The following is a 24510-nucleotide window of genomic DNA, read 5'->3' as shown; positions in this document are numbered from 1 at the left end:
CTCCAAAGGTTGTAGTCTCGTGAAGTGACTACCACTTCAACTACGGCGCTGGACCCACAACGGGTTCAGCGCCGTACTGTTTTCCTGCTCAGCTCCGCACAGCTGCTCAGCGGCGTTGGCAATGGGGCGACTCTTTCCATCGGGTCCCTGCTGGCCGTGGACTTATCAGGTTCCGAAGCCTGGGCCGGCTCCATCACCACCGTCCTGACACTGGCTGCAGCAATCGCAGCACTGCCGCTGGCAAGGTTGGCTGAGGCACGGGGCCGGCGCGTAGGACTCGTCACCGGCCTGGCAGCTGCGATGGTGGGTGCCTTGCTCATCATCGCCGCAGTGATGAGCGAGTCGTTCGTCCTGCTTCTGCTTGGCGCAGCTTTTCTCGGCCTTGGCACAGCCGCGAACCTGCAGGCTCGTTTCGCCGCCGTCGACCTCGCCGAACCGGAGCACCGCGGACGATCATTGTCCACGGTGGTCTGGGCCATCACCATCGGGGCTGTGGCAGGGCCCAACCTGATACAGCCAGGAGCCGCCGTAGGTGCGGCACTGGGCCTGCCGCCCATCGCCGGCCCCTTTGTGTTCTCGGCCGTGGGATTGTTCCTGGCGGCCGGGCTACTGTACGCGGGACTACGGCCGGATCCTCTGCTGCTGTCCCGCCGCTTGGCCCGTCAGGCCGACGTTAGCGGCGAGCCGGGACCTCAGCCTGTCCGGGGAACCATCCGGTCCGGTCTTCGAGCCGTCCGATCATCACCGCAGGCGATACTGGCCCTGGCAGCCGTCGTGGCTGCGCACGGCGTCATGGTGGCGGTCATGTCCATGACCCCACTGCATCTTCAACAGCTGGTGGGCGGATCCCATGAGGGACACCACGGAACCACCGACAGCACGGATGCACTGGTGGTTATCGGGCTCACGATTTCCCTCCACATTGCTGGAATGTTCGCCCTGTCTCCGCTCTGGGGTTGGCTAACGGACAAGGCCGGCCGATTTCAGACCATTGCCATGGGCCATGGACTTCTTCTCGTGGCGGTGTTCATCGCCGGGTTCGGCCAGCAGGAGCCTGTGTTGGTGACAGCGGGATTGATTCTCCTGGGACTGGGCTGGTCGGCGGCAACCATTGCTGGATCAACGCTTTTGGCCGAGAGCGTCGTACCTGACCAACGGGTCACCGTGCAGGGTGTCTCCGACACCCTGATGGGTGCCGCGGGGGCGCTCGGAGGCGCAACCTCAGGCCTGCTTCTTGCGTGGATCGGCTATCAAGGGCTCAATATCGCTTCCAGCCTTCTCGCCGCAGCCGTGCTGGCCCTGACAGCCGTCACGGCAACCCGGCAGCGGGCGGCCACCTCGATAGATGGCCGCACCGATGGCACCTCCACCTAACGGTTGGAGCGCACCATACCGAAGAGCCTCCCGAAGATGCCCTCACCGTCTTCACCGATGCCGTCATGATGGAAGTCCGACGTAACCCAGGTTTGAAGTCCGCGCACCGCGGCCGCGGTCTCAAGCGATAGATCATGATCCACGTAGATGTCGTCCTTGTACACAGCCGCTGCGACGGGAACAGTGTTGGACGCCAACCGGGTGGGGTCATACAACGGTTTCCAGTCCTTGCGGGCGGCCAGTTGTTCGGCCACATCGCGTAAGGGAACCAGCGCGGGATCCTGTTCGAAATACCACGGATACACCATTTCGCCTGTGAGCAGAGGCTCCCCGGCTTCCGGCTTGAACTCCGGGTAGTCCTCCAGAACGCGCCAGGCGGCCCAGTTGGTTGCCTCTCCCTGAGCGTAGATTGATTCGTGCAGGACGGCGTAGAGCGGATTGGCCGCCCGACTCACCAGTCCCCGTACTTGTTCAAGGAATGATTCGGACAACCGCTCGCCGGAGGGCATGTCGATGAACGCGTCCTCCAAAAGATAGTGAAGCGCATCAACCCGGGTGTTGCCGCCCAGGAAGGATCCCACCATTTGGAAACGCTCCGGCGTTAGCCGTTCGCCACTGGCGAGGAATTCAGGGTGCTGCTCCAAATGACGGGCAATGCGCGTGACCTTTTTCCGGTCCTCCGGGTACCACGAGAAATACTCGGCGTTCCTGGCGGCAACCCGACGGAACGTTGCTTGATACACCCGCTCCGCTGAACCGTGGAGCGGTGCCAGGCCGCCCGTGATGAGCACTTCGCGCAGTCCTTCCGGCGCGTAGGACAGGTACGTCAGTGCACAGAACCCGCCGAAGCTCTGTCCCAGCACTGACCAGGGTCCGGAGCCCAGGACACCTCGGATGTACTCGGCGTCGGCCACAATGGAATCGGCACGGAAGTGGGTCAGGTATTCTGCCTGCGACGCGGCGTCACCCCGGAGCTCCAATGACTGACGCTCAATCGGGGTGGACAGTCCGGTGCCGCGTTGGTCAAGCATGAGGATGCGGAAGTCCTTCGCTGCCGCCTTCATCCAGCCGGACAGCGACGTTACACGATTGCCCCTGCCGCCGGGCCCCCCTTGGAGGAACAAGAGCCACGGCAGCTTGGCGGCTTCGTCCGCCGAATGGTCAGTGGACGAGTATTCCCGGGCGAAGACCGTGATCGTCTCGTCGGGTACGTCTGCCTGATGCGTCAAGGGAACAGTGAAGTAGTGCTCCGCCGTCCGTAGTCCACGGAATTCGTGGCGGGCTTGGATGATGTGCCTGCCGGTGGCGGCCCGCTCGTCAGCTACGTACGGTTCAGCCACGGGTCAGCGCCTCTTTCGCCTCACTGACGTTCGCTCCGAAGGCCTGGAGTGCGTCGCCTGTCAGCCTGAACGTCGACCATTCCTCCATGGGGAAAGCACCAAGGTTCTTGTAGAAGTTGATGGAGGGTTCGTTCCAGTTCAGGACGCTCCATTCCACCCGGGCGTAACCGCGTTCGACGGCGGTGGCGGCCAGATATTGCAGGAGCGCCTTTCCGTGGCCCTCGCCACGGGCATCCGGCACTACGTAGAGGTCCTCAAGGTAGATGCCGTGGACGCCTTCCCATGTGGAGTAGTTCAGGAACCAGAGCGCGAAACCTTGAACTGTGCCGGAGCTGTTTTCGGCAATGGTGGCGTATACCCGGGGGTTCTCGCCGAAGAGTACTTCGGTGAGCATGGCCGGGGTGTTCTTAACTGCGTCCGGTTCCTTTTCGTAGATCGCGAGGTCGTGGATCATACGCAGGATGGCGGGAACGTCGTCAACGGTGGCGGGGCGGATTACACTCATGCATTCGAGCTTACTAGGGGCTTGCCGGACTCCTACCGCCAGGCGAGCGTAGACGTTCCATAACGTACGGGCGGTTCCCGGTACGTGAGCGGTGTGCCCGCCACCACAAGGGGCGGCCCTACGAACCTGAGCTCGCCGTAGGGGCTGTCCGCTTCAAGGTACTCCGGTTCATGGAGTTGGCTCACCGGGCTGCCTTGGTGGCCGGAAGGCAGGGCGAAGAGCTCCTCGGCCGTCCGCGCCAGGGAGAGTTTCGCTGCTCCACCGGTTCCGGTCATGAGTCGCTCGGCCAGCAGGGCCAGCACTGCCGCCGCGAGTCCGTATCCTGTGGCGTGGTCCAGTGCCTGAACCGGAAGCGCACCAGGTGTCCACCCGTCGTCGTGATGCCGCCCATACCGCTCAGCGATTCCGCAGGCTGCCTGGACGAGGCTGTCAAAGCCCCGCCGTCCCTTCCACGGCCCGCTGCTGCCCCATGCGGTAAGTGTGACAACCACCAGCCCAGGCTTGATGGCGAGCAGCGCGTCCTGGCTCAATCCGAATTTGTCCAAGCCCCCGTCCCGGTATCCGGTGACCACCACATCTGCTGAGGCGACGAGAGCATGCACAGTTGCAATGTCTTCATTCTTCCTGAAATCAGCTTCGGCGCTGCGCTTGTCGAACCCGGCGTCGATAAAAGCATCGATCAGCTCCGGAAGGACGGGTGGGTCGATGCGCAGGACGTCTGCGCCCAGGGCACCCAGCAGGCGCGTGGCAGTAGGGCCGGCGATGACGCGTGTCAGGTCGAGCACTCTCAACCCATCCAACGGCTGAAACGGGTTCTCCGCCGGCATCCATGGCGTGGAATCCGAACCCACGGACCGAATATCAGAACGCGAGAGGCTGATCCACGGACCGGAGATTGCCGCGCCATGCATCGGCGAGGCCACCCATTCCTCGCGGCTCCGGACAGCGGCAGCCACCCCCTTGTGAGCCGCGATCACAGTCTCGGCCTCCAAGGACGTCATAGCCAACAGCGCAGGGTCAACGTCCCGCGGCACTGTGGCCGACAACGCTTCCATCAGCCGTGCTGCGTGATGAGGGTAGTTGGCGTGGAGGCGGATCCAGCCATCGGCCGTGCGCCGGAATCCCGACGTGGGAGCGAAGCCTTGGGGTTTCCGCCCCTCAACCCGAAGGTGCCCCAGTGAATCGAAAGACGCTGCAGTCAGGCCTGAGTCAATCGAGTATCTGCCTGGGTGGCCAGTCAGCGCATTGAGCGCTGTAGCGGCGGCTTGAACCGAACCCAGCGCCAAACCCTCCACGTCCAGGCCGCCGCCCCACCATCGACGCGAACCAGTACAGGCCGCCCGCTGCTCCCCGCGTAAGGCTTCCATCTCCCGCAAGCCGGCGGTCAGGTCCGGGACGGATTCAACGGCGCCGGGTTTCATCGCACGTGGACCTAGAGCCTGTTGACGTCTGTCACCCGGACCACGGCGGTTCCAGTCTCATCGGATGCTGCCAAGTCCACCTCGGCCGAAATTCCCCAATCGTGGTTGCCCGCAGGGTCATCGAAGATCTGCCGGACCTTCCACGTCCCTGGTTCCTCAGTGATGATGAGCAACCCGGGACCCCGCGCATCAGGACCGGTGCCGATGTCGTCATGTTCGTCGAAGTAGTCGTCCAGGACTTCTTCCCACCGCTCGGCGTCCCAGCCGGCATCGGCGTCGAGTTCGCCCAAGGCTGCGGAATCCTCGTCCGCAAAAAGTTCAACCCTGCGGAACATCTCATTCCGCACCATGACCCGGAAAGCCCGGATGTTGGTGGTCAGCAGCGGCGGCGGGGGCGGGGGAGCGTCATGGGGTGTGGGGGCAAGCCCGGACGTGAGCTCTTCCCACTCGTCCAAGAGGCTGGAATCCACTTGGCGCACCAGCTCACCCAGCCACGCGATGAGGTCTTCAAGGTCCTCGCGGAGCGAATCCTGGGGAACCGTCTGCCTGAGTGCGCGGAAGCCATCCGCCAGGTAACGCAGGACGATGCCCTCCGACCGGGCAAGGCCATAGAACTGCACGAACTCGCCAAAGTTCATGGCACGCTCATACATGTCCCGGATAATCGATTTCGGAGCGAGCTCGAAGTCGCCCACCCAGGGGGCCGCCTTCCGGTAGACCTCGAAGGCCTCGCCGAGAATCTCCGCCAAGGGCATGGGATAGGTAACTTCGTCCAGCATGGCCATGCGCTGGTCATACTCAATGCCGTCAGCCTTCATGGCGGCAACAGCCTCGCCTCGAGCCTTCTTCTGCTGGGCAGAGAGAATCTGGCGCGGCTTCTCCAGCGTGGACTCAATGACGGAGACAACATCCAAGGCGTAGGAGGGAGACTCGGGATCAAGGAGCTCCAACGCGGCAAGCGCAAAGGGGGAGAGCGGCTGGTTAAGGGCAAAGTTTGCCTGCAGGTGAACAGTCAGCCGGACTGAGCGCCCTTCAGCCTCCTGTTCCTCCTCCGGGATGCGTTCCACCACACCCGCGGCCAGCAATTCCCTGTAGATTCCCAGGGCCTTCTTCATCAACTTGAGCTGCGCCGGGCGGCTCTCATGGTTCTCACTGAGCAGGCGCCGGGTTGCCTGGAAGGGATCGCCCGGCCGTTCCATAAGGTTCAACAGCATCGCGTGGGTCACCGTAAAGCTGGAAGTCAAAGGCTCGGGCACAGACTCCACGAGACGCTTGAACGTCGGCTCCCCCCAGGAAACGAACCCTTCCGGAGGTTTTTTCTTGACCACTTGGCGCAGTTTCTTCTGGTCATCGCCAAACTTGGCGGTGGCTTTGGCCATGGCCTTGGTGTTCTCCACCACGTGGTCCGGAGCCTGAACCACCACCGTCCCGGCGGTGTCATAGCCGGCGCGGCCTGCGCGGCCGGCAATCTGGTGGAACTCACGTGAGTTAAGCGATCTGGTGCGTACGCCGTCGTACTTGCTAAGAGCCGTCAACAGCACCGTCCGGATCGGCACGTTGATGCCCACACCCAAAGTATCGGTTCCGCAGATCACCTTGAGGAGGCCTGCTTGGGCGAGCTGTTCCACCAAGCGGCGGTACTTGGGCAACATTCCGGCGTGATGTACCCCGATCCCGTGCCGGACCAGCCTGTTGAGCGTTTTTCCGAAGCCGGCGGCAAACCTGAATCCCGCAATCAATTCTGCAATGCGGTCCTTTTCAGCACGGCTGCACATGTTGATGCTCATGAGGTTTTGGGCCCGCTCGATAGCTTCCGCTTGGCTGAAATGCACCACATAGACGGGAACCTGCTTGGTGGAGAGCAGTTCTTCCAGCGTCTCGTGAACCGGGGTCAGGTGGTAGTAGTAATGCAGCGGAATGGGACGTTCCGCAGAGCTGACAGTCGTGGTGGTCCGGCCCGTCAGCTCAGACAAACCGGTTTCGAATCGGGAGACGTCGCCCAGGGTGGCGGACATCAGGAGGAACTGGGCCTGGGGGAGTTCCAGGAGCGGTACCTGCCACGCCCAACCGCGCTGCGGGTCGGAGTAAAAGTGGAACTCGTCCATGATCACGGAGCCTAGCTCGGCCGCAGAGCCTTCGCGCAGGGCGATGTTGGCCAGGATTTCCGCCGTGCAGCAGATGATGGGGGCATCCTGGTTCACGCCGGAATCACCGGTGATCATGCCAACATTTTCGGCACCGAAGATCTCGCAGAGTGCGAAGAACTTCTCGGAAACCAGTGCTTTGATCGGGGCTGTGTAATAGCTCCGCTGGCCGCGTGCCATTGCCTCAAAGTGCGCCGCAATTGCTACCAGGGATTTACCGGAGCCCGTGGGCGTGGCCAGGATAACGTTCGCGCCGGAGGCAAGCTCCATGATCGCTTCGTCCTGCGCCGGGTATAGCTGCAATCCACGGCTCTCAGTCCACGCCACGAACCGGGTGTAGATTTCGTCCGGGTCCAAAGGACCGGTGGCCGTGGAACCGGGGAGCTGCTCAAGAAGTTTCATTGGTTTCCAGCTTAGTGCCCGGACGGTTTAGGCTCGGCCCAGCAGGCATGGCAGACGCGAGGAGGCTTTTGTGAAGTGGGATCCATCCAAGTATGTGGAATTCGGCAACCATCGCGACCGGCCATTCCATGACCTCGTCGCGAGGGTCCGGGCTGACGAACCAAGGACAGTCATTGACCTCGGCTGCGGTCCCGGGAACCTGACCGCTACGCTGGTAGATCGCTGGCCGGACGCGCACGTTGTGGGTCTGGACTCCTCGGAGGAAATGCTCCTCAAAGCACAGTCCCTCCGGGAGCAGTCCCCCCAGGAGCAGTCCGGCCGGCTGACCTTCCAGCTGGGCGATATCACGCAGTGGGTCCCCGATGCGGATACTGACGTCGTGGTCACGAATGCCGTTCTCCAATGGATTCCCGGACATCAGGAGATGTTGGCCGGTTGGCTTCGCGTCCTCAAACCGGGGGCATGGTTTGCCATGCAGGTACCGGGAAACTTCACGTCGCCGTCCCACACCCTGATGCGGCAACTGGCCGAATCGCCAAGGTGGTCTACACGGCTGGGTGGCGTGCTTCGACACGATGGCGCTGTGGGCAGTCCTGCGGACTACCTGGGCATCATGCTCGACGCCGGATGTGCAGCAGACGCTTGGGAGACCACCTACCAGCAGGTTCTGCAAGGTGAAGACCCGGTATTGGAGTGGGTCCGGGGCACTGGACTTCGTCCAATATTGGCAGCCCTGACCCCCGTGGAGGCATCTGAATTCGAAGCGGAATACTCGGCCCTGCTGCGTGAGGCCTACCCTTCGACGATCCACGGAACGCTCTACCCTTTCCGTCGCGTTTTCGCCGTAGCCCAAAAGGCCGCATGACCCTGCAGCACGCTTCGACGCACGTAGCATTCAGTTTCCTCGGCCGTGACAGCTTGTTACTGACCGGCGTCGCTGGTCTAATTCTCGGCATGGACCAAGGACGCTTCGTACAAGAGATGCCCCGCGTGGAGCCGGCGCCAGGCCGGATCTCCTCGTGACTCCCACCGGGGATTTTCCGGGAAGCTGGCGCCCCAACACCAGCAGCGCCGTAGCGCTCTTTGAACAATTGAGACTGCGCATCATTGAACTGGTGGATGCCGGAATCCTTGCCGTTGGCGCCAAGCTTCCTCCTGTTCGCAATCTGGCCGGGGTGCTGGATGTCGCTCCGCACACCGTGGCCCGTGCATATAAGGAACTGGAAGCAGCCGGGGTAGTGGCAACACGTGGGCGCAATGGCACTGTGGTCTGCCCGCGGGATGATCGTTGGGGAGCACTAGCCGGTGTTGCCGCAGAATATGCCGCCGCCGCCAAGGCCCAAGGAGCTTCGTTCGCTGAGGCAGTGCAGCTTCTTGCTGCTGCCTATGATGCCGACTGATACCGATCAGTAGCATGTGAGGCACGACATGGAAATTCGAAGAAGTTTTCGATTAGCATTGGTAGGTGCCCAAAGCCTTAGCTGAAGATACCGCCATGGATGCCGTGAACGGCGTCTCCGTCCTTCCCGATACCAAACCCGCCAAGCCGGATCTTTCCCGTTTGGTGGTCAAGGGTGCCCGGGAACACAATTTGCGAAACGTGGACCTCGATCTCCCCCGTGACGCCATGATCGTGTTCACGGGACTCTCCGGTTCCGGGAAGTCGTCCCTGGCTTTTGACACGATCTTCGCAGAGGGCCAGCGCCGCTACGTGGAGTCGTTGTCCGCGTACGCGCGTCAATTCCTTGGGCAGGTGGATAAGCCTGATGTCGATTTCATCGAGGGTTTGTCTCCTGCTGTATCCATCGACCAGAAGTCCACCAGCAAGAATCCGCGTTCCACGGTGGGCACCATCACCGAGATCTACGACTACATGCGGTTGCTCTGGGCGCGCGTAGGCCGGCCACACTGCCCTGTTTGTGGAGAGCCCATCGCCCGGCAGACGCCGCAACAGATCGTAGACCAGCTCCTGGAACTGGATCCTGGCACACGGTTCCAGGTCCTTGCCCCGGTTGTACGCGGCCGCAAGGGTGAGTTTGTCGATCTCTTCAAGGAGCTGACCGCAAAGGGCTATTCCCGTGCCCGTGTGGACGGCGAACTTGTCCAGCTGAGCGATCCTCCCAAGCTCGGCAAACAGTTCAAGCACACCATCGAGGTTGTGGTGGATCGCCTGGTGGTCAAGGAAGAGATCAGCCAACGTCTTACTGACTCCGTCGAGACAGCCCTGGGCCTTGCAGAAGGCCGGGTGCTGGTGGAGTTCGTGGACCTCGATGCCGAGGATCCCGAGCGTATCCGCGCCTTCTCGGAGAACCTGGCGTGTCCCAACGAGCACCCGTTGGCCATTGACGAAATTGAACCGCGCTCATTCTCCTTCAACAACCCCTTCGGTGCCTGCTCTGCCTGCAGTGGCATCGGAACGCGGCTGGAAGTGGATGAAGAGCTCATAGTTCCCAATCCGGAACTCTCCCTGGGTGAGGGCGCCATTGCTCCTTGGGCACTGGGCACAGCGACAACGGAGTATTGGAACCGGCTCCTCGAGGGCCTGGCACATGAACTGGGCTTCTCCATGAAGACATCGTGGGAGAAGCTGCCCAAGGAGGTCCGCAACACCGTCCTTCACGGCAAGGACCACAAGGTTGTTGTCCAGTACAAGAACCGCTTTGGTCGTGAGCGCAAGTACAGCACTGGGTTTGAAGGTGCCATCCAGTACGTCCACCGCAAGCACGGAGAAACGGATTCCGACTGGGCACGCGACCGGTACGAAGAGTACATGCGGCAGATTCCCTGCCCTGAATGCAACGGTGCGCGCCTCAACCCGGCGTCGCTGTCCGTGCTCATCAACGGGAAGTCGATCGCCGAGGTCGCTGCCTTGCCGATGCGTGAGTGCGCGGAGTTCCTGGGAAGCCTTACCCTGACCAACCGGGAAGCCCAGATCGCCAACCAGGTTCTGAAGGAAATCCAGGCCCGCCTGACCTTCCTCCTTGACGTCGGCTTGGAATACCTCAACCTGGAGCGCCCCTCGGGTACCTTGTCCGGTGGCGAGGCCCAACGGATCCGCCTGGCCACCCAAATCGGCTCCGGCCTGGTGGGTGTCCTCTACGTTTTGGACGAACCATCCATTGGGTTGCACCAGCGTGACAACCGGCGACTGATCGAGACGCTCACCCGACTCCGGGATCTCGGTAACACCCTGATCGTGGTGGAACATGACGAAGACACCATCCACGAAGCAGACTGGGTTGTTGACATCGGACCCGGTGCCGGTGAACACGGCGGCCAAGTGGTGCACTCCGGAACCTACAAGGAACTCCTGGAGAACCCTGACTCGCTGACGGGCGCCTACTTGTCCGGACGCCGCAAGATCGATATCCCCGCCAAACGCCGAAAGTACGACAAAAAGCGTGAGCTCAAGGTCGTGGGCGCCAGGGAGAACAATCTCAACAACGTAGACGCCACGTTCCCCTTGGGACTTTTCACCGCGGTGACGGGTGTCAGTGGTTCCGGCAAATCCACGTTGGTGAACGAGATCCTGTACAAGGTCCTCGCCAACAAGCTTAACGGCGCAAAACAGGTTGCAGGACGGCACCGCACGGTTGCCGGGCTGGAGCATCTGGACAAGGTGGTCCACGTCGATCAAAGCCCCATCGGCCGGACACCCCGGTCCAACCCGGCTACCTACACCGGTGTCTTTGACAACATCCGGAAACTCTTCGCTGAGACCACTGAAGCCAAGGTACGTGGTTACCAGCCGGGACGGTTCTCGTTCAACGTCAAGGGTGGGCGCTGCGAGGCGTGTTCCGGCGACGGTACGTTGAAGATCGAGATGAACTTCCTGCCGGACGTCTACGTCCCTTGCGAAGTGTGCCACGGCGCCAGGTACAACCGGGAAACCCTTGAAGTTCACTACAAGGGCAAGACCATTGCCGACGTCCTCAACATGCCAATAGAGGAAGGTGCAGAATTTTTCGCTGCCTTCACTCCGATCGCACGGCATTTGAACACCTTGGTGGACGTGGGCCTTGGTTACGTCAGGCTTGGGCAGCCGGCAACCACCTTGTCTGGCGGGGAGGCCCAGCGCGTAAAGCTGGCTGCCGAGCTCCAGAAGCGTTCCAACGGTCGCAGCATATACGTCCTCGATGAGCCCACCACTGGCTTGCACTTTGAGGACATCCGCAAGCTGCTCATGGTTCTTCAGGGCTTGGTGGACAAAGGCAATACCGTGATCACCATTGAGCACAACCTGGACGTGATCAAGTCTGCGGACTGGATTGTGGATCTTGGCCCCAACGGGGGTTCGGGCGGAGGAAAGATCGTCGCCACAGGAACGCCGGAGCAGGTCGCAAAATCCACGGATAGCCACACAGCGACGTTCCTGGCCGAGATTCTCGGTTAGTTACTCACGGACGGCTGTGAGGCCACCAGAGGAAAATCTTCGGGACCTCGGAAGTATTCCGGTAGCGGCATGCGAGTTTCAGGCATGCCGCTACTCGTGAGAAACTAACCCGGTGACTCAAACAACGGTGCCCGTAATATTCGATCTGGACGGCACCCTTGTCGATCCTGCCGGCGGTATCACGGGAGGCATTTCTGCTGCCCTCCGGGAAATGGACCTCCCTGTTCCCGAACAAGCCGTGCTGAATTCCATGGTGGGTCCCAAACTCAGCGATTCCCTCCTCCATTTGGCGAACGTCCCCAGCGAATTGGTGGATGAAACCATTGAGCGATACCGGGGCCACTACAAAGAAACCGGCATTGGCCAAAGCAAGTTGTACCCGGGAATCTTCGACCTCCTCGAATTCTTCGCGGAGACTGGCCGGCCCGTCGCGGTGGCCACCCAGAAGCCGCAGTCAATTGCGCGCCTCGTGCTGGAGCACCATGGAATTGCTGACTTCTTCGTTTCCATCCGCGGGGCTGCGGATGACGAATCCCTGAAGGCCAATACAGCGTCCGGCAAGGTGGAAATCGTCGCCGCGGCGTTAAATGATCTCCACTCCCAGCCGGCCGTCATGGTGGGGGACAGGCATCAAGACGTCGCAGGCGCTCTGGCCAATGGATTGGACTGCATCGGAGTCAGTTGGGGATTTGCACCGGATGGTGAACTTGAGCAAGCCGGAGCAGTCGCGGTGGTAAACACTGCCCTCGAACTGCGCACCAAAATTGAAGAACTTGACGCTGTCCGCGCGGCAGCCCTGAGCGAGGTACAAAACGATGGCAGTCTTTGATGCGATCCGCTGGACAACCCGAGGCCTGATTTCCTCCACGTGCCGTCCAACGGTCATTGGGCTCGAGAACGTTCCCAAGGATGGGCCATTCATCGTCGCCCCCAACCACCTCTCCTTCCTTGACAGCGTCATCGTTCAGGCGCTGATGCCCCGCCCTGTTGCCTTCTTTGCCAAAGCGGAATACTTCACCACCAAGGGCGTCAAAGGCGCCGTGATGAAGTCGTTCTTCGAGGCAGTAGGTTCCATTCCCGTCGAGCGCGGTGAACAAGCGGCCAGTGTCCAGGCGCTCAAGACCCTGCTGGACATCCTGGAATCCGGGAAGGGCATCGGCATCTACCCGGAAGGCACACGATCCCGCGACGGTATTCTTTACCGCGGCAGGACGGGCGTGGGGTGGCTTGCCTTGACCACGGGCGCTCCGGTGATACCGGTGGGGCTGATCGGCACGGAGCAGTTGCAGCCTGCGGACAAGAACGCCGTTCGGCCGCAGCACTTCACCATGAAGGTTGGCGAGCCCCTCTACTTCGACAAGACAGGCCCGGACCACTCCCTTCCCGCCCGCCGCGAAGTCACTGACAAGATCATGGATGCCATTGCACTGCTTAGCGGCCAGGAGCGGTCCACCAGCTACAACCAAAGCAAAGCCGTCGACTGACGCCTTGGTGACCGCGCCACCGTGGCAATGAGTGTCGTTCCGGTTCACTAGACTGGAAACGTGGCAGATCCAGCAAGTTACCGGCCCCAAACAGGTGAAATTCCCACCACTCCGGGCGTCTACCGTTTCCGTGACCCCCATGGCCGGGTCATCTATGTGGGCAAGGCAAAAAACCTCCGTTCCCGGCTGAATTCGTACTTCGCGAATCCTGCAGGACTCCTCCCGAAGACCCATGCAATGGTCCACGCGGCCAGCAGTGTTGAATGGACCGTGGTGGGGAGCGAGCTGGAATCGCTGCAATTGGAATACACCTGGATCAAGGAATTCAAGCCTCGGTTCAACGTCGTATTCCGGGATGACAAGACGTATCCCTACCTCGCCGTCACCATGGGGGAGAAGTACCCCAGGGTGCAGGTCATGCGCGGTGAAAGAAGGAAGGGCACCAGGTACTTCGGTCCCTATACAGCCGGTGCCATCCGGGAAACCATGGACACACTCCTGCGGGTCTTCCCTGTGCGGAGCTGCAGCGCAGGCGTCTTTAAACGGGCTGAGTCCAGCGGACGACCCTGCCTCCTGGGTTATATCGACAAGTGTTCCGCTCCCTGTGTCGGACGGGTCACCCCCGACGAACACCGTGGCCTGGCAGAAGACTTCTGTTCCTTCATGGGCGGCGAAGCCAAGCGCTTCATCAGCCGCTTGGAGAAAGACATGTCAGCCGCCGTAGCCGAATTGGACTACGAGCGCGCGGCCGGGCTCAGGGACGACATCATCGCTCTCCGCAAGGTCTTTGAACGCAACGCGGTGGTCCTCGCGGAGGATACCGACGCGGACGTGTTCGCGCTTCACGAGGACGAACTCGAAGCTTCCGTGCAGGTGTTCCACGTTCGCGGCGGACGTGTCCGCGGGCAGCGCGGTTGGGTCGTAGAAAAAGTCGAGGATGCTACGACGCCGGAACTCATCGAACACCTGCTGCAGCAGGTCTACGGTGAGGACAGTGAAGTACAGGGTCGAATTCCACGCGAAGTCCTGGTTCCGGAGAACCCCAGTAACCATGCTGAACTCACGGAATGGCTGGGAGGCTTGCGCGGTGCCAAGGTGGACATCCGCGTACCACAGCGCGGTGACAAGGCCGCCCTGATGTCCACCGTGCGCGAGAATGCAGAGCAAGCCTTGAAACTGCATAAGACGCGCCGTGCAGGAGACATTACTGTCCGCTCCGTTGCCCTCCAGGAACTGCAGGAGGCCTTGGAGATTCCGGTTCCCCTGCTGCGGATCGAGTGCTTCGATATTTCCCACGTTCAAGGAACAAACGTGGTGGCTTCCATGGTGGTGGTGGAAGATGGGCTGCCCAAGAAGTCCGACTACCGGAAATTCTCCATTACGGGCGCTGCAGCCGCCGACGATACTGCGGCCATGCACGACGTCCTGACCCGTCGCTTCAGGCACTATCTCACGGACAAGGCCGCCCAGGTCCCGATCGTTTCCGGCGAAATCATCAACCCGACACGTAGCAGTGCACAAACTAACAGGGACAAGAGCAGCACTGACGTGCCGCCGTCGGACCCTACTTTGCCCGCCCCGAAGGCCAAGTTCGCCTACCCGCCCAACCTGGTGGTGGTGGATGGAGGTCAGCCGCAGGTCAACGCGGCGGCCCGCGCCCTGGCGGAATTGGGCATTGATGACGTTTACGTGGTGGGTCTGGCCAAACGGCTCGAGGAAGTCTGGCTGCCTGATAGCGACTTCCCCGTGATCCTGCCCCGGACGTCGCAAGGGTTGTACCTCCTGCAGCGGATCCGTGACGAAGCCCACCGATTCGCTATCACCTTCCACCGCCAGAAGCGCGGCAAGGCCATGACAGTGTCCGTCCTGGACGGCGTGCCCGGCCTGGGGGAGGCGAAACGGAAGGCCCTGGTGGCACACTTCGGATCGCTCAAGAAGATCAAGGCCGCATCCGTGGAGGAGCTCACCTCTGCCAAGGGCATCGGGCCGGCTCTGGCTGCCGCAGTGGTCCAGCACCTTGGTTCTGCTGCGGACACCGGTGAAACGGCACCTGCGGTGAACATGACCACCGGCGAAATCCTTGAATCTTAGCTAGGGTAAGAACTTGGCCGGTCGGCGCAAGAGTGCTGCCGGGCGCCTGAGACGCGGCAACGTGGGCCATGCTGCCCCAGGCGGCTACCACAAGCTTTCGAATGACCACTTCCGACGAAACGGGGACAACAGATGGATGAGGCTACGGCAGAGTCCGGCACGGAGCAGGACGGCCTGACGCCCGTCAAGCCGCCTGAGGCGGAGTTGCTGGTGGTAACCGGCATGTCGGGTGCCGGACGCAGCACCGCCTCCGATGCTCTGGAGGATCACGGCTGGTACGTCGTCGACAACCTTCCTCCGCAAATGTTGGGCACGCTGGCAGAAATCGTCTCGCATGCGCCAAAGTCGATACCCAAGCTGGCCGTAGTTGTGGACGTCCGGAGCAAGGACCTCTTCACCGATATTCAGACTGCGTTGGGAGCTTTGAGCGCCAGCGGCATCACCTTCCGGGTACTCTTCCTGGACGCCAACGACGACGTCCTGGTCCGCCGTTTCGAGCAGGGACGTCGCCCGCATCCGCTGCAGGGCGGTGGAAGGATCCTCGACGGCATCGGCATCGAGCGTGAGGTCCTCCGGGAACTTCGTGAGCACGCCGACGTCGTTCTGGACACCTCGGACTTCAACGTCCATGGCTTGGCCACAGCCATCACGGAGCTGTTCAGCGATACCGGGCCTGTGACGCTACGCCTGAACGTCATGAGTTTTGGCTTCAAGTACGGGCTCCCCGTGGACGCCAACTTCGTGGCCGATGCCCGCTTTATCCCCAACCCGCACTGGGTACCCCAGCTTCGGCCCCACACCGGCTTGGACGAGGACGTCAGCGACTACGTCCTGGGCGCGGAGGGTGTTCAGGAGTTCGTGGACCGTTACGTTAGGGCGTTGGAGCCTGTCCTGGACGGCTACCGCCAGGAGAACAAGCACTACGCCACGCTGGCGGTTGGTTGCACCGGCGGCAAGCACCGTTCGGTGGCGGTTACGGTGGAACTTTCCAAGCGCCTTGCGCAGTACCCCCGTGTCACCGTGACCACCACCCACCGCGACTTGGGACGCGAGTAGTGGGGGTCCTGACGGGCCCGCTGCCACTTATACCGCCCAAGGGCGTTCCCGGTAGCCAGCAAAAGAAGAGCCCCTCCGTTGTCGCCTTGGGAGGCGGTCACGGACTGGCAGCTTCGCTGTCTGCCCTTCGTTTGCTCACGTCCGAGCTGACGGCAATCGTCACGGTAGCGGACGACGGCGGCAGCTCCGGGCGTCTCCGCGACGAGTACGGCGTCCTCCCCCCGGGAGACCTGCGGATGGCCCTGAGCGCTCTTTGCGACGACACGGATTGGGGCCGGACCTGGCGCGATGTCATGCAGCACCGCTTTGAAGCCGGTTCGGCCAAAGGGGGGTCACTGGACAATCACGCCATGGGTAACCTGCTGATCGTCACACTGTGGGAACTTTTGGGCGACACCGTTGCCGGCCTCAAGTGGGCTGGAGCGTTGTTGGGTGCCCGCGGACAAGTGCTGCCCATGTCCAGCATCCCACTTACCATTGAGGGCAAGGCGCAGGTGGAATTACCGGGCGGCGGCCATGAACTGCGGACGGTTCGGGGGCAGGCAAAGTGTGCTGTGGCTGGGAAACTGGAAGAAGTCAGGCTCTTGCCCGAAGCCGCCCCTGCCTGCACTGAGGCGCTCACTGCGATTGAGCTGGCTGATTGGGTCATTCTGGGCCCTGGTTCCTGGTACACCTCAGTCCTGCCGCATTTGCTGCTGCCTGAGCTTCGGCGGGCCCTCGGTGATACGGCTGCCAAGCGTTGCCTCACCATGAACCTGGATGTGGAAACCAAGGAAACGTCCGGCATGACGGCAGCGGACCACTTGGATGTCCTGCGCCGCTATGCACCTGAGTTCACTGTGGACGTCGTCCTGGCGGATCCCGCAGCGGTGCAGGATCGCAAGGCCTTCGAGAAGGCGGCAGCGATGATCGGCGCCGAAGTGGTGTTGGGTAGAGTAGGGGCGTCGAGGCGCCGCCCCGTCCATGATCCACTGCTGTTGGCAGCGGCGTACCACGATATTTTCGGGAACAGTTAGGAACACGCGATGGCACTTACTGCGTCGGTCAAGGACGAACTGTCCCGGCTGGACATCAAGAAATCTTCGGTCCGCAAGGCGGAGGTTTCGGCAATGCTGCGTTTTGCAGGCGGCTTGCACATTATTTCGGGGCGGATCGTTATCGAGGCCGAAGTCGATCTCGCTTCAACCGCCCGCCGTCTCCGGGCAGCGATCGCGGAAGTCTACGGACATCAGAGCGAAATCATCGTCGTATCCGGTGGAGGCCTGCGGCGGGGGAGCCGTTACGTCGTCCGCGTTGTGCGCGACGGCGAAGCACTTGCCCGCCAAACGGGCTTGTTGGATGGCCGGGGGCGACCTGTGCGGGGGCTCCCCTCCGCCGTCGTCAACGGTTCAGCGGCCGATGCCGAGGCAGTGTGGCGGGGCGCTTTCCTGGCCCATGGTTCACTCACGGAACCGGGGCGATCATCGTCCCTTGAGGTGACGTGCCCCGGCCCCGAGTCCGCGTTGGCATTGGTCGGCGCAGCCCGCCGCCTCGGCATCCAGGCCAAGGCGCGCGAAGTTCGCGGCGTTGACCGCGTGGTCATTCGTGACGGCGACACCATCGCTGCCCTCCTCACCCGCATGGGCGCCCATGACGCCCTGATGGTTTGGGAAGAACGGCGCATGCGAAAGGAAGTCCGTGCCACCGCCAACAGGCTCGCCAACTTCGACGACGCCAACCTGCGCCGCTCAGCCCAAGCCGCGGTGGCTGCGGGCGCCAGGGTGGACCGTGCATTGGAAATCCTGGGAGATGACGTTCCGGACCACCTCAAGTACGCAGGAGAGCTCCGGGTGGCGCACAAGCAGGCAAGCCTGGATGAACTCGGCCGCCTGGCTGATCCGCCCATGACCAAAGACGCCATAGCGGGCCGTATCCGCCGACTTCTGGCCATGGCAGATAAGCGTGCCTTGGATTTGGGCATCCCGGGCACTGAGGCAAATGTGACTCCGGAAATGATGGACGAGTAGGCCGCACCCATAGAATCGACAAAGTGCGGAGGAAATACTGCGAGGGCACCGCGGGTTGTTCCCGGTGGAGGCAAGAGCAGGCTTTCTTCGCCAAGGATTTCCGGCCGGTCCGCTGGCCGGATGAAATAACGAGAGTTACCAACCCGGACGTGAGTCCATTACATTGGAGGATTTCGTGACAGAGTACGTTCTGCCCGAGCTCGGCTACGACTACGCAGCACTCGAGCCGCACATTTCGGCAAAAATCATGGAGCTGCACCACAGCAAGCACCATGCGGCATACGTTGCAGGCGCCAACAACGCCCTCTCCCAGCTGGCCGAAGCGCGCGAGAAGAATGATTTCGCCAACATCAACCGCCTCTCCAAGGACCTCGCGTTCCACACCGGCGGACACATCAACCACTCCGTGTTCTGGAACAACATCTCCCCGGACGGCGGCGACAAGCCCGAAGGCGAACTGGCTGCTGCCATCGATGACGCCTTCGGTTCCTTCGATGCATTCCGTGCCCAGTTCAGCGCTGCCGCGCTGGGCCTTCAGGGTTCCGGCTGGGCTTTCCTCGCGTACGAGCCCATCGGCGGGAACCTGCTCATCGAGCAGCTCTACGATCAGCAGGGCAACGTTGCAGTAGGAACAACCCCACTGCTGATGCTGGACATGTGGGAGCACGCTTTCTACCTGGACTACGTCAACGTCAAGGCTGACTACGTCAAGGCGTTCTGGAACATCGTCAACTGGGCAGACGTTGCCAAGCGCTTCGAAGCTGCCCGCGCCAACGCCACGGGCCTCATCGTCCTCTAGTTGGTGAGTCCCGGTTCACGCCGATGTAACAAAAGTCACTTTTGGCGTGAATTGGGGCCAAATGCTGGAAAGCCTGCCTCCGCAGTTGCGGGGGCAGGCTTAGTTAAACGTAAGATGGATCACGGAAGGCGGTTAGCCTTCAGCAACGTGGCTGGTCGCCCTCCGATCTGATAATCACCTCTGCCCAAAGACGTGCGGGGTCTGTTAGTTGGAAATATTTGATCCGACTCACTAGGCGTGCTTGCAAGAGCACCAAGGAGATTGACACATAGTGACCACCCGTATTGGTATCAACGGCTTCGGCCGCATCGGCCGTAACTACTTCCGCGCAGCACTGGCCCAGGGCGCAGACCTTGAGATCGTGGCAGTCAACGACCTCACCAGCCCCGAGACCCTCGCCCACCTCCTGAAGTACGATTCCGTTGGTGGCCGCCTCACGCAGTCCGTGGAGGTTGTTGATGGCAACCTGGTAGTCGATGGCAAGTCCATCACCGTGCTGGCCGAGCGCGATCCCGCCAACCTCCCCTGGGGCGAGCTGGGCGTGGACATCGTTATCGAGTCCACAGGTTTCTTCACCAAGGCAGCAGCGGCGCAGAAGCACATTGACGCCGGTGCCAAGAAGGTCCTCATTTCGGCACCTGCCAGCGACGAAGACATCACCATCGTCATGGGCGTCAACCAGGACCTCTACGACCCCGCAGCGCACCACATCATCTCCAACGCGTCCTGCACTACCAACTGCCTCGGCCCGCTGGCCAAGGTTGTCAATGACGCCTTCGGCATCGAGCGTGGCCTGATGACCACGGTCCACGCCTACACGGCCGACCAGAACCTGCAGGACGGCCCGCACGGCGATCTCCGCCGTGCCCGTGCTGCTGCCATCAACATGGTCCCCACGTCTACTGGTGCTGCCAAGGCAATCGGCTTGGTCCTGCCGGAGCTCAAGGGCAAGCTGGATGGTTACGCCATCCGCGTTCCCGTCCCCACGGGTTCCGCTACTGACCTCACGGTCACTGTTTCCCGCGAAGTCACTGTGGAGGAAGTCAACGCTGCCGTCAAGGCCGCGGCTGAGTCCGAGCAGTTCGCCGGAATCCTCAGCTACACGGATGCCCCCATCGTCTCCTCGGACATCGTCGGAGACCCTGCGTCCTCCATCTTCGATTCCGGCCTCACCAAGGTCATCGGCAACCAGGTCAAGGTTGTTTCCTGGTATGACAACGAGTGGGGTTACTCCAACCGCCTCGTAGACCTCACGGAGCTTGTCGCATCCAAGCTGGGCTAGGGTAGACACATGACATCTCACACCCTCAACGAACTCATCGCTGAAGGTGTCCGCGGGCGGTACATTCTGGTCAGAAGTGACCTCAATGTGCCGCTCGACGGCTCTGCAGTGACCGACGACGGCCGCATCAAGGCCTCCCTTCCGGTCCTCAAGAAGCTCTCGGACGCCGGTGCCCGTGTGCTCGTAACCGCCCACCTCGGACGCCCCAAGGGTGCTCCAGAGGATAAGTACTCACTGAAGCCCGCTGCGACCCGCCTCGCGGAGCTCGCAGACTTCAAGGTTCAGTTGGCCAACGATACTGTGGGGGACTCCGCCAAGGAACTCGCATCCGGACTCCAGGATGGCGAAGTTCTCATCTTGGAAAATGTTCGCTTCGACGCGCGTGAAACCAGCAAGGACGACGCCGAGCGCGGCGCCTTCGCTGACGAGTTGGTTGCCCTTACGGGAAGCAACGGGGCGTTCGTGGACGACGCTTTTGGTGCCGTCCACCGCAAGCACGCGAGTGTCTTCGATGTAGCCACGCGGTTGCCGTCCTACTTGGGCGATCTTGTGCACACCGAAGTAGAGGTTCTTCGGAAGCTCACCACGGATACACAACGTCCATACGTCGTGGTTCTTGGCGGCTCCAAGGTCTCAGACAAGCTGGCGGTCATTGACAACCTGCTTGGCAAAGCGGACACCATCCTTGTTGGCGGCGGCATGCTCTTCACCTTCCTGGCAGCAGCCGGGCACAAGGTTGCGGGCAGCCTCCTCGAGGAAGACCAGATTCCGGTAGTCCAGGACTACCTCAAGCGGGCCTCCGATGCCGGAACGTCGTTCGTGATTCCCACGGACGTCGTAGTCGCCAGCCGCTTCGCTGCGGATGCTGAGCACGAGGTCGTAAAGGCAGACGCCATTGAGGACAGCACTTTCGGTGCTTCCGGCATTGGCCTGGACATTGGTCCGGAATCGGCATCGGCATTCGCGGCCCAGATCGAAGGGGCCAAGACCGTGTTCTGGAACGGCCCCATGGGTGTCTTCGAATTCGAAGCCTTCTCCAGTGGCACGCGTGCCATTGCACAGGCCCTGACGGATACGGTTGCGTTCACCGTTGTCGGCGGTGGCGACTCGGCAGCAGCCGTTCGCACCCTCGGCTTCGAGGACTCGCAGTTCGGCCATATTTCCACCGGCGGCGGCGCCAGCTTGGAATACCTTGAAGGTAAGGAACTTCCTGGTTTGAGCGTCCTCGACCGCTAAGCATCAACCGACCGGCAGGACGTTACCGCGTCCTGCCGGTCGTTCCATATCTCAACGCATTCTTTGGAGTTCATGTGACTACCTCTGCCAACGGCAACTTCGTCCGCAAGCCCTTCATCGCCGGCAACTGGAAGATGAACATGGACCACGTCCAGGGCATCACCTTGCTGCAGAAGCTCGCCTGGACACTGTCCGATGCCAAGCATGACTACAGCCGCGCCGAGGTCGCAGTGTTTCCTCCGTTCACCGACCTCCGCGGTGTCCAGACGCTGGTTCAGGGTGACGAACTGGAAGTTGTTTACGGCGGCCAGGACCTGTCCCAGTTCGACTCCGGCGCCTACACCGGCGACATCTCAGGTCAGTTCCTCAGCAAGCTGGGATGTGCCTACGTCCTGGTGGGCCACAGTGAGCGCCGCACCATCCACAACGAGTCCGACGAAGTCTTGAACGCGAAGGTCAAGGCCGGCTTCCGTCACGGAGTCACGCCCGTTCTGTGCGTCGGCGAGGGCCTCGAAGTCCGTCAGTCCGGCACACACGTGGAGCACACCCTGGCCCAACTGCGCGCCGGCGTCGAAGGCCTCACAGCCGAGCAGGCAGCTGGACTCGTTGTGGCATATGAGCCCGTCTGGGCCATCGGCACCGGCGAAGTAGCCGGCCCGGAAGATGCACAGGAAATGTGTGCAGCAATTCGTACCGAGCTTGCCAGTCTCTTCGACGAGGCCGTCGCAGCCAAGACGCGCCTTCTTTATGGGGGCTCCGTCAAGGCCAACAATGCTGCCGCCATCATGGCCGAAAGCGACGTTGACGGATTGCTTGTGGGTGGCGCCAGCTTGGACCCCGCTGAGTTTGCTAACATTGTCAGGTTCGAGAGCCACCTCGTCACGGACTAGTCCGGCTCCCGTTTTCCGCTTCTTCGAAAGGCCGTCGTGGACGTTCTTCAAGTCATTCTGCAGATCCTGCTGGGTATCACCAGCCTTCTGCTGACGCTGCTCATCCTCTTGCACAAGGGACGTGGCGGCGGTTTGTCCGACATGTTCGGTGGCGGAATGAGCTCCGGATTGAGTTCGTCCGGCGTAGCCGAGCGTAACCTGAACCGCTTCACCATCATTCTTGGCATCACATGGGGCGTTGTGATCATTGGCCTGGGCCTGATTATGCGCTTTACCTCGGGTGGCGACTCCTAGTTCTTCCCAAAAAGGGAGGCTCCTTCAGAGGAGCCTCCCTTTTTCTTTGGCTGTGACACCCACCGGTAGTGCCGCCGTCGAGCACCTCGCACTAGACTGGCCCTGTTGGCCGTAAGGCCCACAGGCCGTGACGGCCGACCACCGAGTCGCTAGGGGTTCGAAAATGGTTCATGGCACGTCTGGTTATCGGGGCACCCGCGTCGGTGTGACTCAAGGTTCAGCTCCTCGACATCAAAGCGACCACGGAGCAGGAGAACAACTGCCGCGTATTCGTGTCCCCTATTGGTGCGCCAAGGGACACGAAACGCGGCTTGTTTTTCTTAAGCTGCCGGACGAACAGATTCCCAGAATGTGGGACTGTCCCAAATGTGGTTCGCCCGCCACCCGGGATCCCGGGCATGCGGCCCCAACAAGACCTGATGATGAAATCTTCAAATCGCACCTGGATTACGTTAAAGAAAGACGCTCCAGCCAAGACGCCGAAGTGGTCCTGGCCGGAGCGCTGGAGCGCCTACGCGCCCGCGGGGTCCTTCCGGACCAGCTGCTGGGGGACTCGTGACGCTGCGTTCTCGTCGATAAGCCACAGTGTCCTGGCACGCCCCGCAGGGCCTGCTGCAGGGACCTGCACAGGGTTGGCGCCTGCCAGGGCCAGACCCACGGCGCCGGCCTTATCCTCGCCGGCAACAACCATCCAGATTTCCTGCGCAGTGTTGATGGCCGGAAGTGTCAATGAAATGCGCGCCGATGGTGGCTTGGGTGAGTTCTCGACGCCCACTACGGTTCGTGACTTCTCGCGAATGCCGGCCTGCTCGGGAAAAAGCGAGGCAACGTGCGCATCGGGTCCGACACCCAGGAGCAGGATGTCAAAGCGCGGCAGGATGCCGGGCTTTTCGGGCCTGTTGTCCGATGTGTCCGCTGTATGCTCGGCCTCGGCGGCGGCCTTGAGCTCTTCCGCGTAGGCTGCCGCGGCTTCGTCCGCGGTGGCGTACTGATCGGCGGAGCCGGGTTCGTGAACCCGTGCGGGGTCGACGGCCAAGTGCGCAAGCAAAGCCTGGTGTGCTTGGCGCGTGTTCCTGTCATCGCTGTCGGCGCCGACGAATCGCTCGTCACCCCACCAGAAGTTAACCCTTGACCAATCGACGGCAGGTGCTGCCGCGGAGTCAGCCACAGCCCTCAGGGTCCCAATGCCAACGGTTCCGCCGGTGAGGACCACCGTGGCCTCGCCGTGCTTGTCCTGGACATCCACAAGCTTGGTGATGAGGCGCGCCGCTATCGCGGCCATCAAAACCTTGGAGTCGGGGTGGATGCTTACTCTTGGATCAGCGTGCACTGGTCTGGACTCTCCTCTGGCTGGTAAGTGGAAGTCCCATCGTAATCACTTCTCCGAATACTTCGTCCGGATCCAGCCGTCGGAGTTCCTCAGCAAGGCAGTCTTTGAGGCTTCTGCGGGGGAGAGTGATACGCTGCGCCGGCTGTCCCGGTTGGGTCAACTCGGCCACGGACAAGCCGGGACGGAAGAGCTGAACGTCGCCACTGGCGCGCGTGAGGCGCACGCGGCGGATTCCGGTCCCTGCCGGATCGGCAACGATCGTGACAGGGGCCTGCAGCGCGAGGCTGAGCCAGGCGGCCAGCAGGAGCGTACTCGGGGAGTCCGATGCGCCCTCGACGGCCACTGCGGAGACGGGGTCGCCATCCACTTGGTCGAAGACGGCGGCGAGTTGCATGCGCCAGTTGGTCAGGCGGGTCCAGGCGAGGTCGGTGTCGCCGGCTTTGTAGGTGGCCCGGATGTTCTC

Annotated in this window: 22 protein-coding genes; 16 read left to right on the top strand and 6 right to left on the bottom strand. The window is 61.8% G+C overall.

The genetic code is table 11. The features are described from left to right. Positions 1 to 24 precede the first annotated feature (24 nt). Positions 25 to 1374, top strand: coding sequence for an MFS transporter (locus ACZ881_RS10745; RefSeq protein ID WP_429329905.1), 1350 nt, complete (start codon positions 25 to 27; stop codon positions 1372 to 1374). Here the strand turns inward: ACZ881_RS10745 and ACZ881_RS10740 are convergent. Genes ACZ881_RS10740 through ACZ881_RS10725 form a run of 4 tightly spaced genes read right to left on the bottom strand, consistent with a single transcriptional unit; the run spans position 1371 to position 7186 of the window. Next, positions 1371 to 2714 (bottom strand): alpha/beta fold hydrolase, encoded by a 1344-nt coding sequence (locus ACZ881_RS10740; RefSeq protein ID WP_476115058.1) that lies wholly within the window; start codon positions 2712 to 2714, stop codon positions 1371 to 1373. The two genes, ACZ881_RS10745 and ACZ881_RS10740, sit on opposite strands and share 4 nt — an antisense overlap. Then, the gene (locus tag ACZ881_RS10735) at positions 2707 to 3219 is read right to left on the bottom strand and encodes a GNAT family N-acetyltransferase (protein WP_091467328.1); all 513 of its coding nucleotides are present in this window, start codon (positions 3217 to 3219) and stop codon (positions 2707 to 2709) included. The genes ACZ881_RS10740 and ACZ881_RS10735 overlap by 8 nt, the downstream gene beginning before the upstream one ends. A gap of 32 nt (positions 3220 to 3251) precedes the next feature. Then, positions 3252 to 4640 carry a CoA transferase gene (locus tag ACZ881_RS10730; RefSeq protein WP_476115056.1) on the bottom strand — a complete coding sequence of 463 codons (1389 nt, stop codon included), beginning with the start codon at positions 4638 to 4640 and terminating at the stop codon, positions 3252 to 3254. Between the two features lie 11 nt (positions 4641 to 4651). After that, positions 4652 to 7186, bottom strand: coding sequence for a DEAD/DEAH box helicase (locus ACZ881_RS10725; RefSeq protein WP_091467332.1), 2535 nt, complete (start codon positions 7184 to 7186; stop codon positions 4652 to 4654). Positions 7187 to 7256: 70 nt separating this feature from the next. On the opposite strand from ACZ881_RS10725, the gene ACZ881_RS10720 reads away from it, so the two are divergent. From ACZ881_RS10720 to ACZ881_RS10650, 15 genes are all read left to right on the top strand, one after another. After that, positions 7257 to 8051 (top strand): trans-aconitate 2-methyltransferase, encoded by a 795-nt coding sequence (locus tag ACZ881_RS10720; RefSeq protein ID WP_476115053.1) that lies wholly within the window; start codon positions 7257 to 7259, stop codon positions 8049 to 8051. Positions 8052 to 8205: 154 nt separating this feature from the next. Further along, the gene (locus ACZ881_RS10715; RefSeq protein WP_091467334.1) at positions 8206 to 8586 is read left to right on the top strand and encodes a GntR family transcriptional regulator; all 381 of its coding nucleotides are present in this window, start codon (positions 8206 to 8208) and stop codon (positions 8584 to 8586) included. Positions 8587 to 8651: 65 nt separating this feature from the next. Beyond that, positions 8652 to 11579 (top strand): excinuclease ABC subunit UvrA, encoded by a 2928-nt coding sequence (gene uvrA, locus ACZ881_RS10710; protein ID WP_476115050.1) that lies wholly within the window; start codon positions 8652 to 8654, stop codon positions 11577 to 11579. A gap of 112 nt (positions 11580 to 11691) precedes the next feature. Further along, a complete protein-coding gene (locus ACZ881_RS10705) occupies positions 11692 to 12408 on the top strand; it encodes an HAD hydrolase-like protein (RefSeq protein ID WP_091467337.1) in 717 nt (238 codons plus the stop codon). Then, positions 12395 to 13063 (top strand): lysophospholipid acyltransferase family protein, encoded by a 669-nt coding sequence (locus ACZ881_RS10700; RefSeq protein ID WP_091467339.1) that lies wholly within the window; start codon positions 12395 to 12397, stop codon positions 13061 to 13063. The genes ACZ881_RS10705 and ACZ881_RS10700 overlap by 14 nt, the downstream gene beginning before the upstream one ends. A 60-nt stretch (positions 13064 to 13123) precedes the next feature. Further along, a complete protein-coding gene (gene uvrC, locus ACZ881_RS10695) occupies positions 13124 to 15154 on the top strand; it encodes an excinuclease ABC subunit UvrC (RefSeq protein WP_476115047.1) in 2031 nt (676 codons plus the stop codon). A 132-nt stretch (positions 15155 to 15286) separates the two neighbouring features. Next, positions 15287 to 16210: an RNase adapter RapZ gene (rapZ, locus tag ACZ881_RS10690; protein WP_091467342.1), complete on the top strand. Its 924-nt coding sequence runs from the start codon at positions 15287 to 15289 to the stop codon at positions 16208 to 16210. Beyond that, positions 16210 to 17226 (top strand): gluconeogenesis factor YvcK family protein, encoded by a 1017-nt coding sequence (locus ACZ881_RS10685; RefSeq protein ID WP_476115044.1) that lies wholly within the window; start codon positions 16210 to 16212, stop codon positions 17224 to 17226. Before rapZ ends, ACZ881_RS10685 begins: the two co-directional genes overlap by 1 nt. A 9-nt stretch (positions 17227 to 17235) precedes the next feature. Further along, positions 17236 to 18216, top strand: coding sequence for a DNA-binding protein WhiA (gene whiA, locus ACZ881_RS10680; RefSeq protein WP_017198459.1), 981 nt, complete (start codon positions 17236 to 17238; stop codon positions 18214 to 18216). A gap of 175 nt (positions 18217 to 18391) precedes the next feature. Next, positions 18392 to 19015 (top strand): superoxide dismutase, encoded by a 624-nt coding sequence (locus ACZ881_RS10675; RefSeq protein WP_309074437.1) that lies wholly within the window; start codon positions 18392 to 18394, stop codon positions 19013 to 19015. Positions 19016 to 19286: 271 nt separating this feature from the next. Then, the gene (gap, locus tag ACZ881_RS10670; RefSeq protein ID WP_091467346.1) at positions 19287 to 20297 is read left to right on the top strand and encodes a type I glyceraldehyde-3-phosphate dehydrogenase; all 1011 of its coding nucleotides are present in this window, start codon (positions 19287 to 19289) and stop codon (positions 20295 to 20297) included. Positions 20298 to 20306: 9 nt separating this feature from the next. Beyond that, on the top strand, positions 20307 to 21533 hold the full coding sequence (locus ACZ881_RS10665; protein WP_091467348.1) for a phosphoglycerate kinase: 1227 nt from the start codon (positions 20307 to 20309) through the stop codon (positions 21531 to 21533). Between the two features lie 74 nt (positions 21534 to 21607). Continuing rightward, the gene (gene tpiA / locus ACZ881_RS10660) at positions 21608 to 22423 is read left to right on the top strand and encodes a triose-phosphate isomerase (protein ID WP_476115041.1); all 816 of its coding nucleotides are present in this window, start codon (positions 21608 to 21610) and stop codon (positions 22421 to 22423) included. Between the two features lie 36 nt (positions 22424 to 22459). Next, the gene (secG, locus tag ACZ881_RS10655) at positions 22460 to 22717 is read left to right on the top strand and encodes a preprotein translocase subunit SecG (protein WP_017198454.1); all 258 of its coding nucleotides are present in this window, start codon (positions 22460 to 22462) and stop codon (positions 22715 to 22717) included. Positions 22718 to 22880: 163 nt separating this feature from the next. Further along, positions 22881 to 23276 (top strand): RNA polymerase-binding protein RbpA, encoded by a 396-nt coding sequence (locus tag ACZ881_RS10650; protein WP_476115039.1) that lies wholly within the window; start codon positions 22881 to 22883, stop codon positions 23274 to 23276. Here ACZ881_RS10650 and pgl read toward each other — a convergent pair. Both pgl and ACZ881_RS10640 read right to left on the bottom strand, forming a co-directional pair. Next, complete coding sequence (gene pgl / locus ACZ881_RS10645) at positions 23229 to 24047, bottom strand: 6-phosphogluconolactonase (protein WP_091467354.1); 819 nt, start codon at positions 24045 to 24047, stop codon at positions 23229 to 23231. The two genes, ACZ881_RS10650 and pgl, sit on opposite strands and share 48 nt — an antisense overlap. Next, positions 24037 to 24510 (bottom strand): glucose-6-phosphate dehydrogenase assembly protein OpcA (locus ACZ881_RS10640; RefSeq protein WP_476115037.1); only part of this gene is annotated, 474 nt, incomplete at its 5' end. The genes pgl and ACZ881_RS10640, both read right to left, overlap by 11 nt.

It is taken from the genome of Paenarthrobacter sp. TE3676 (genome assembly GCF_056279165.1).
Note: the sequence above shows the minus strand (reverse complement) of the source record. Positions and strands in the feature narration are given on the sequence as shown.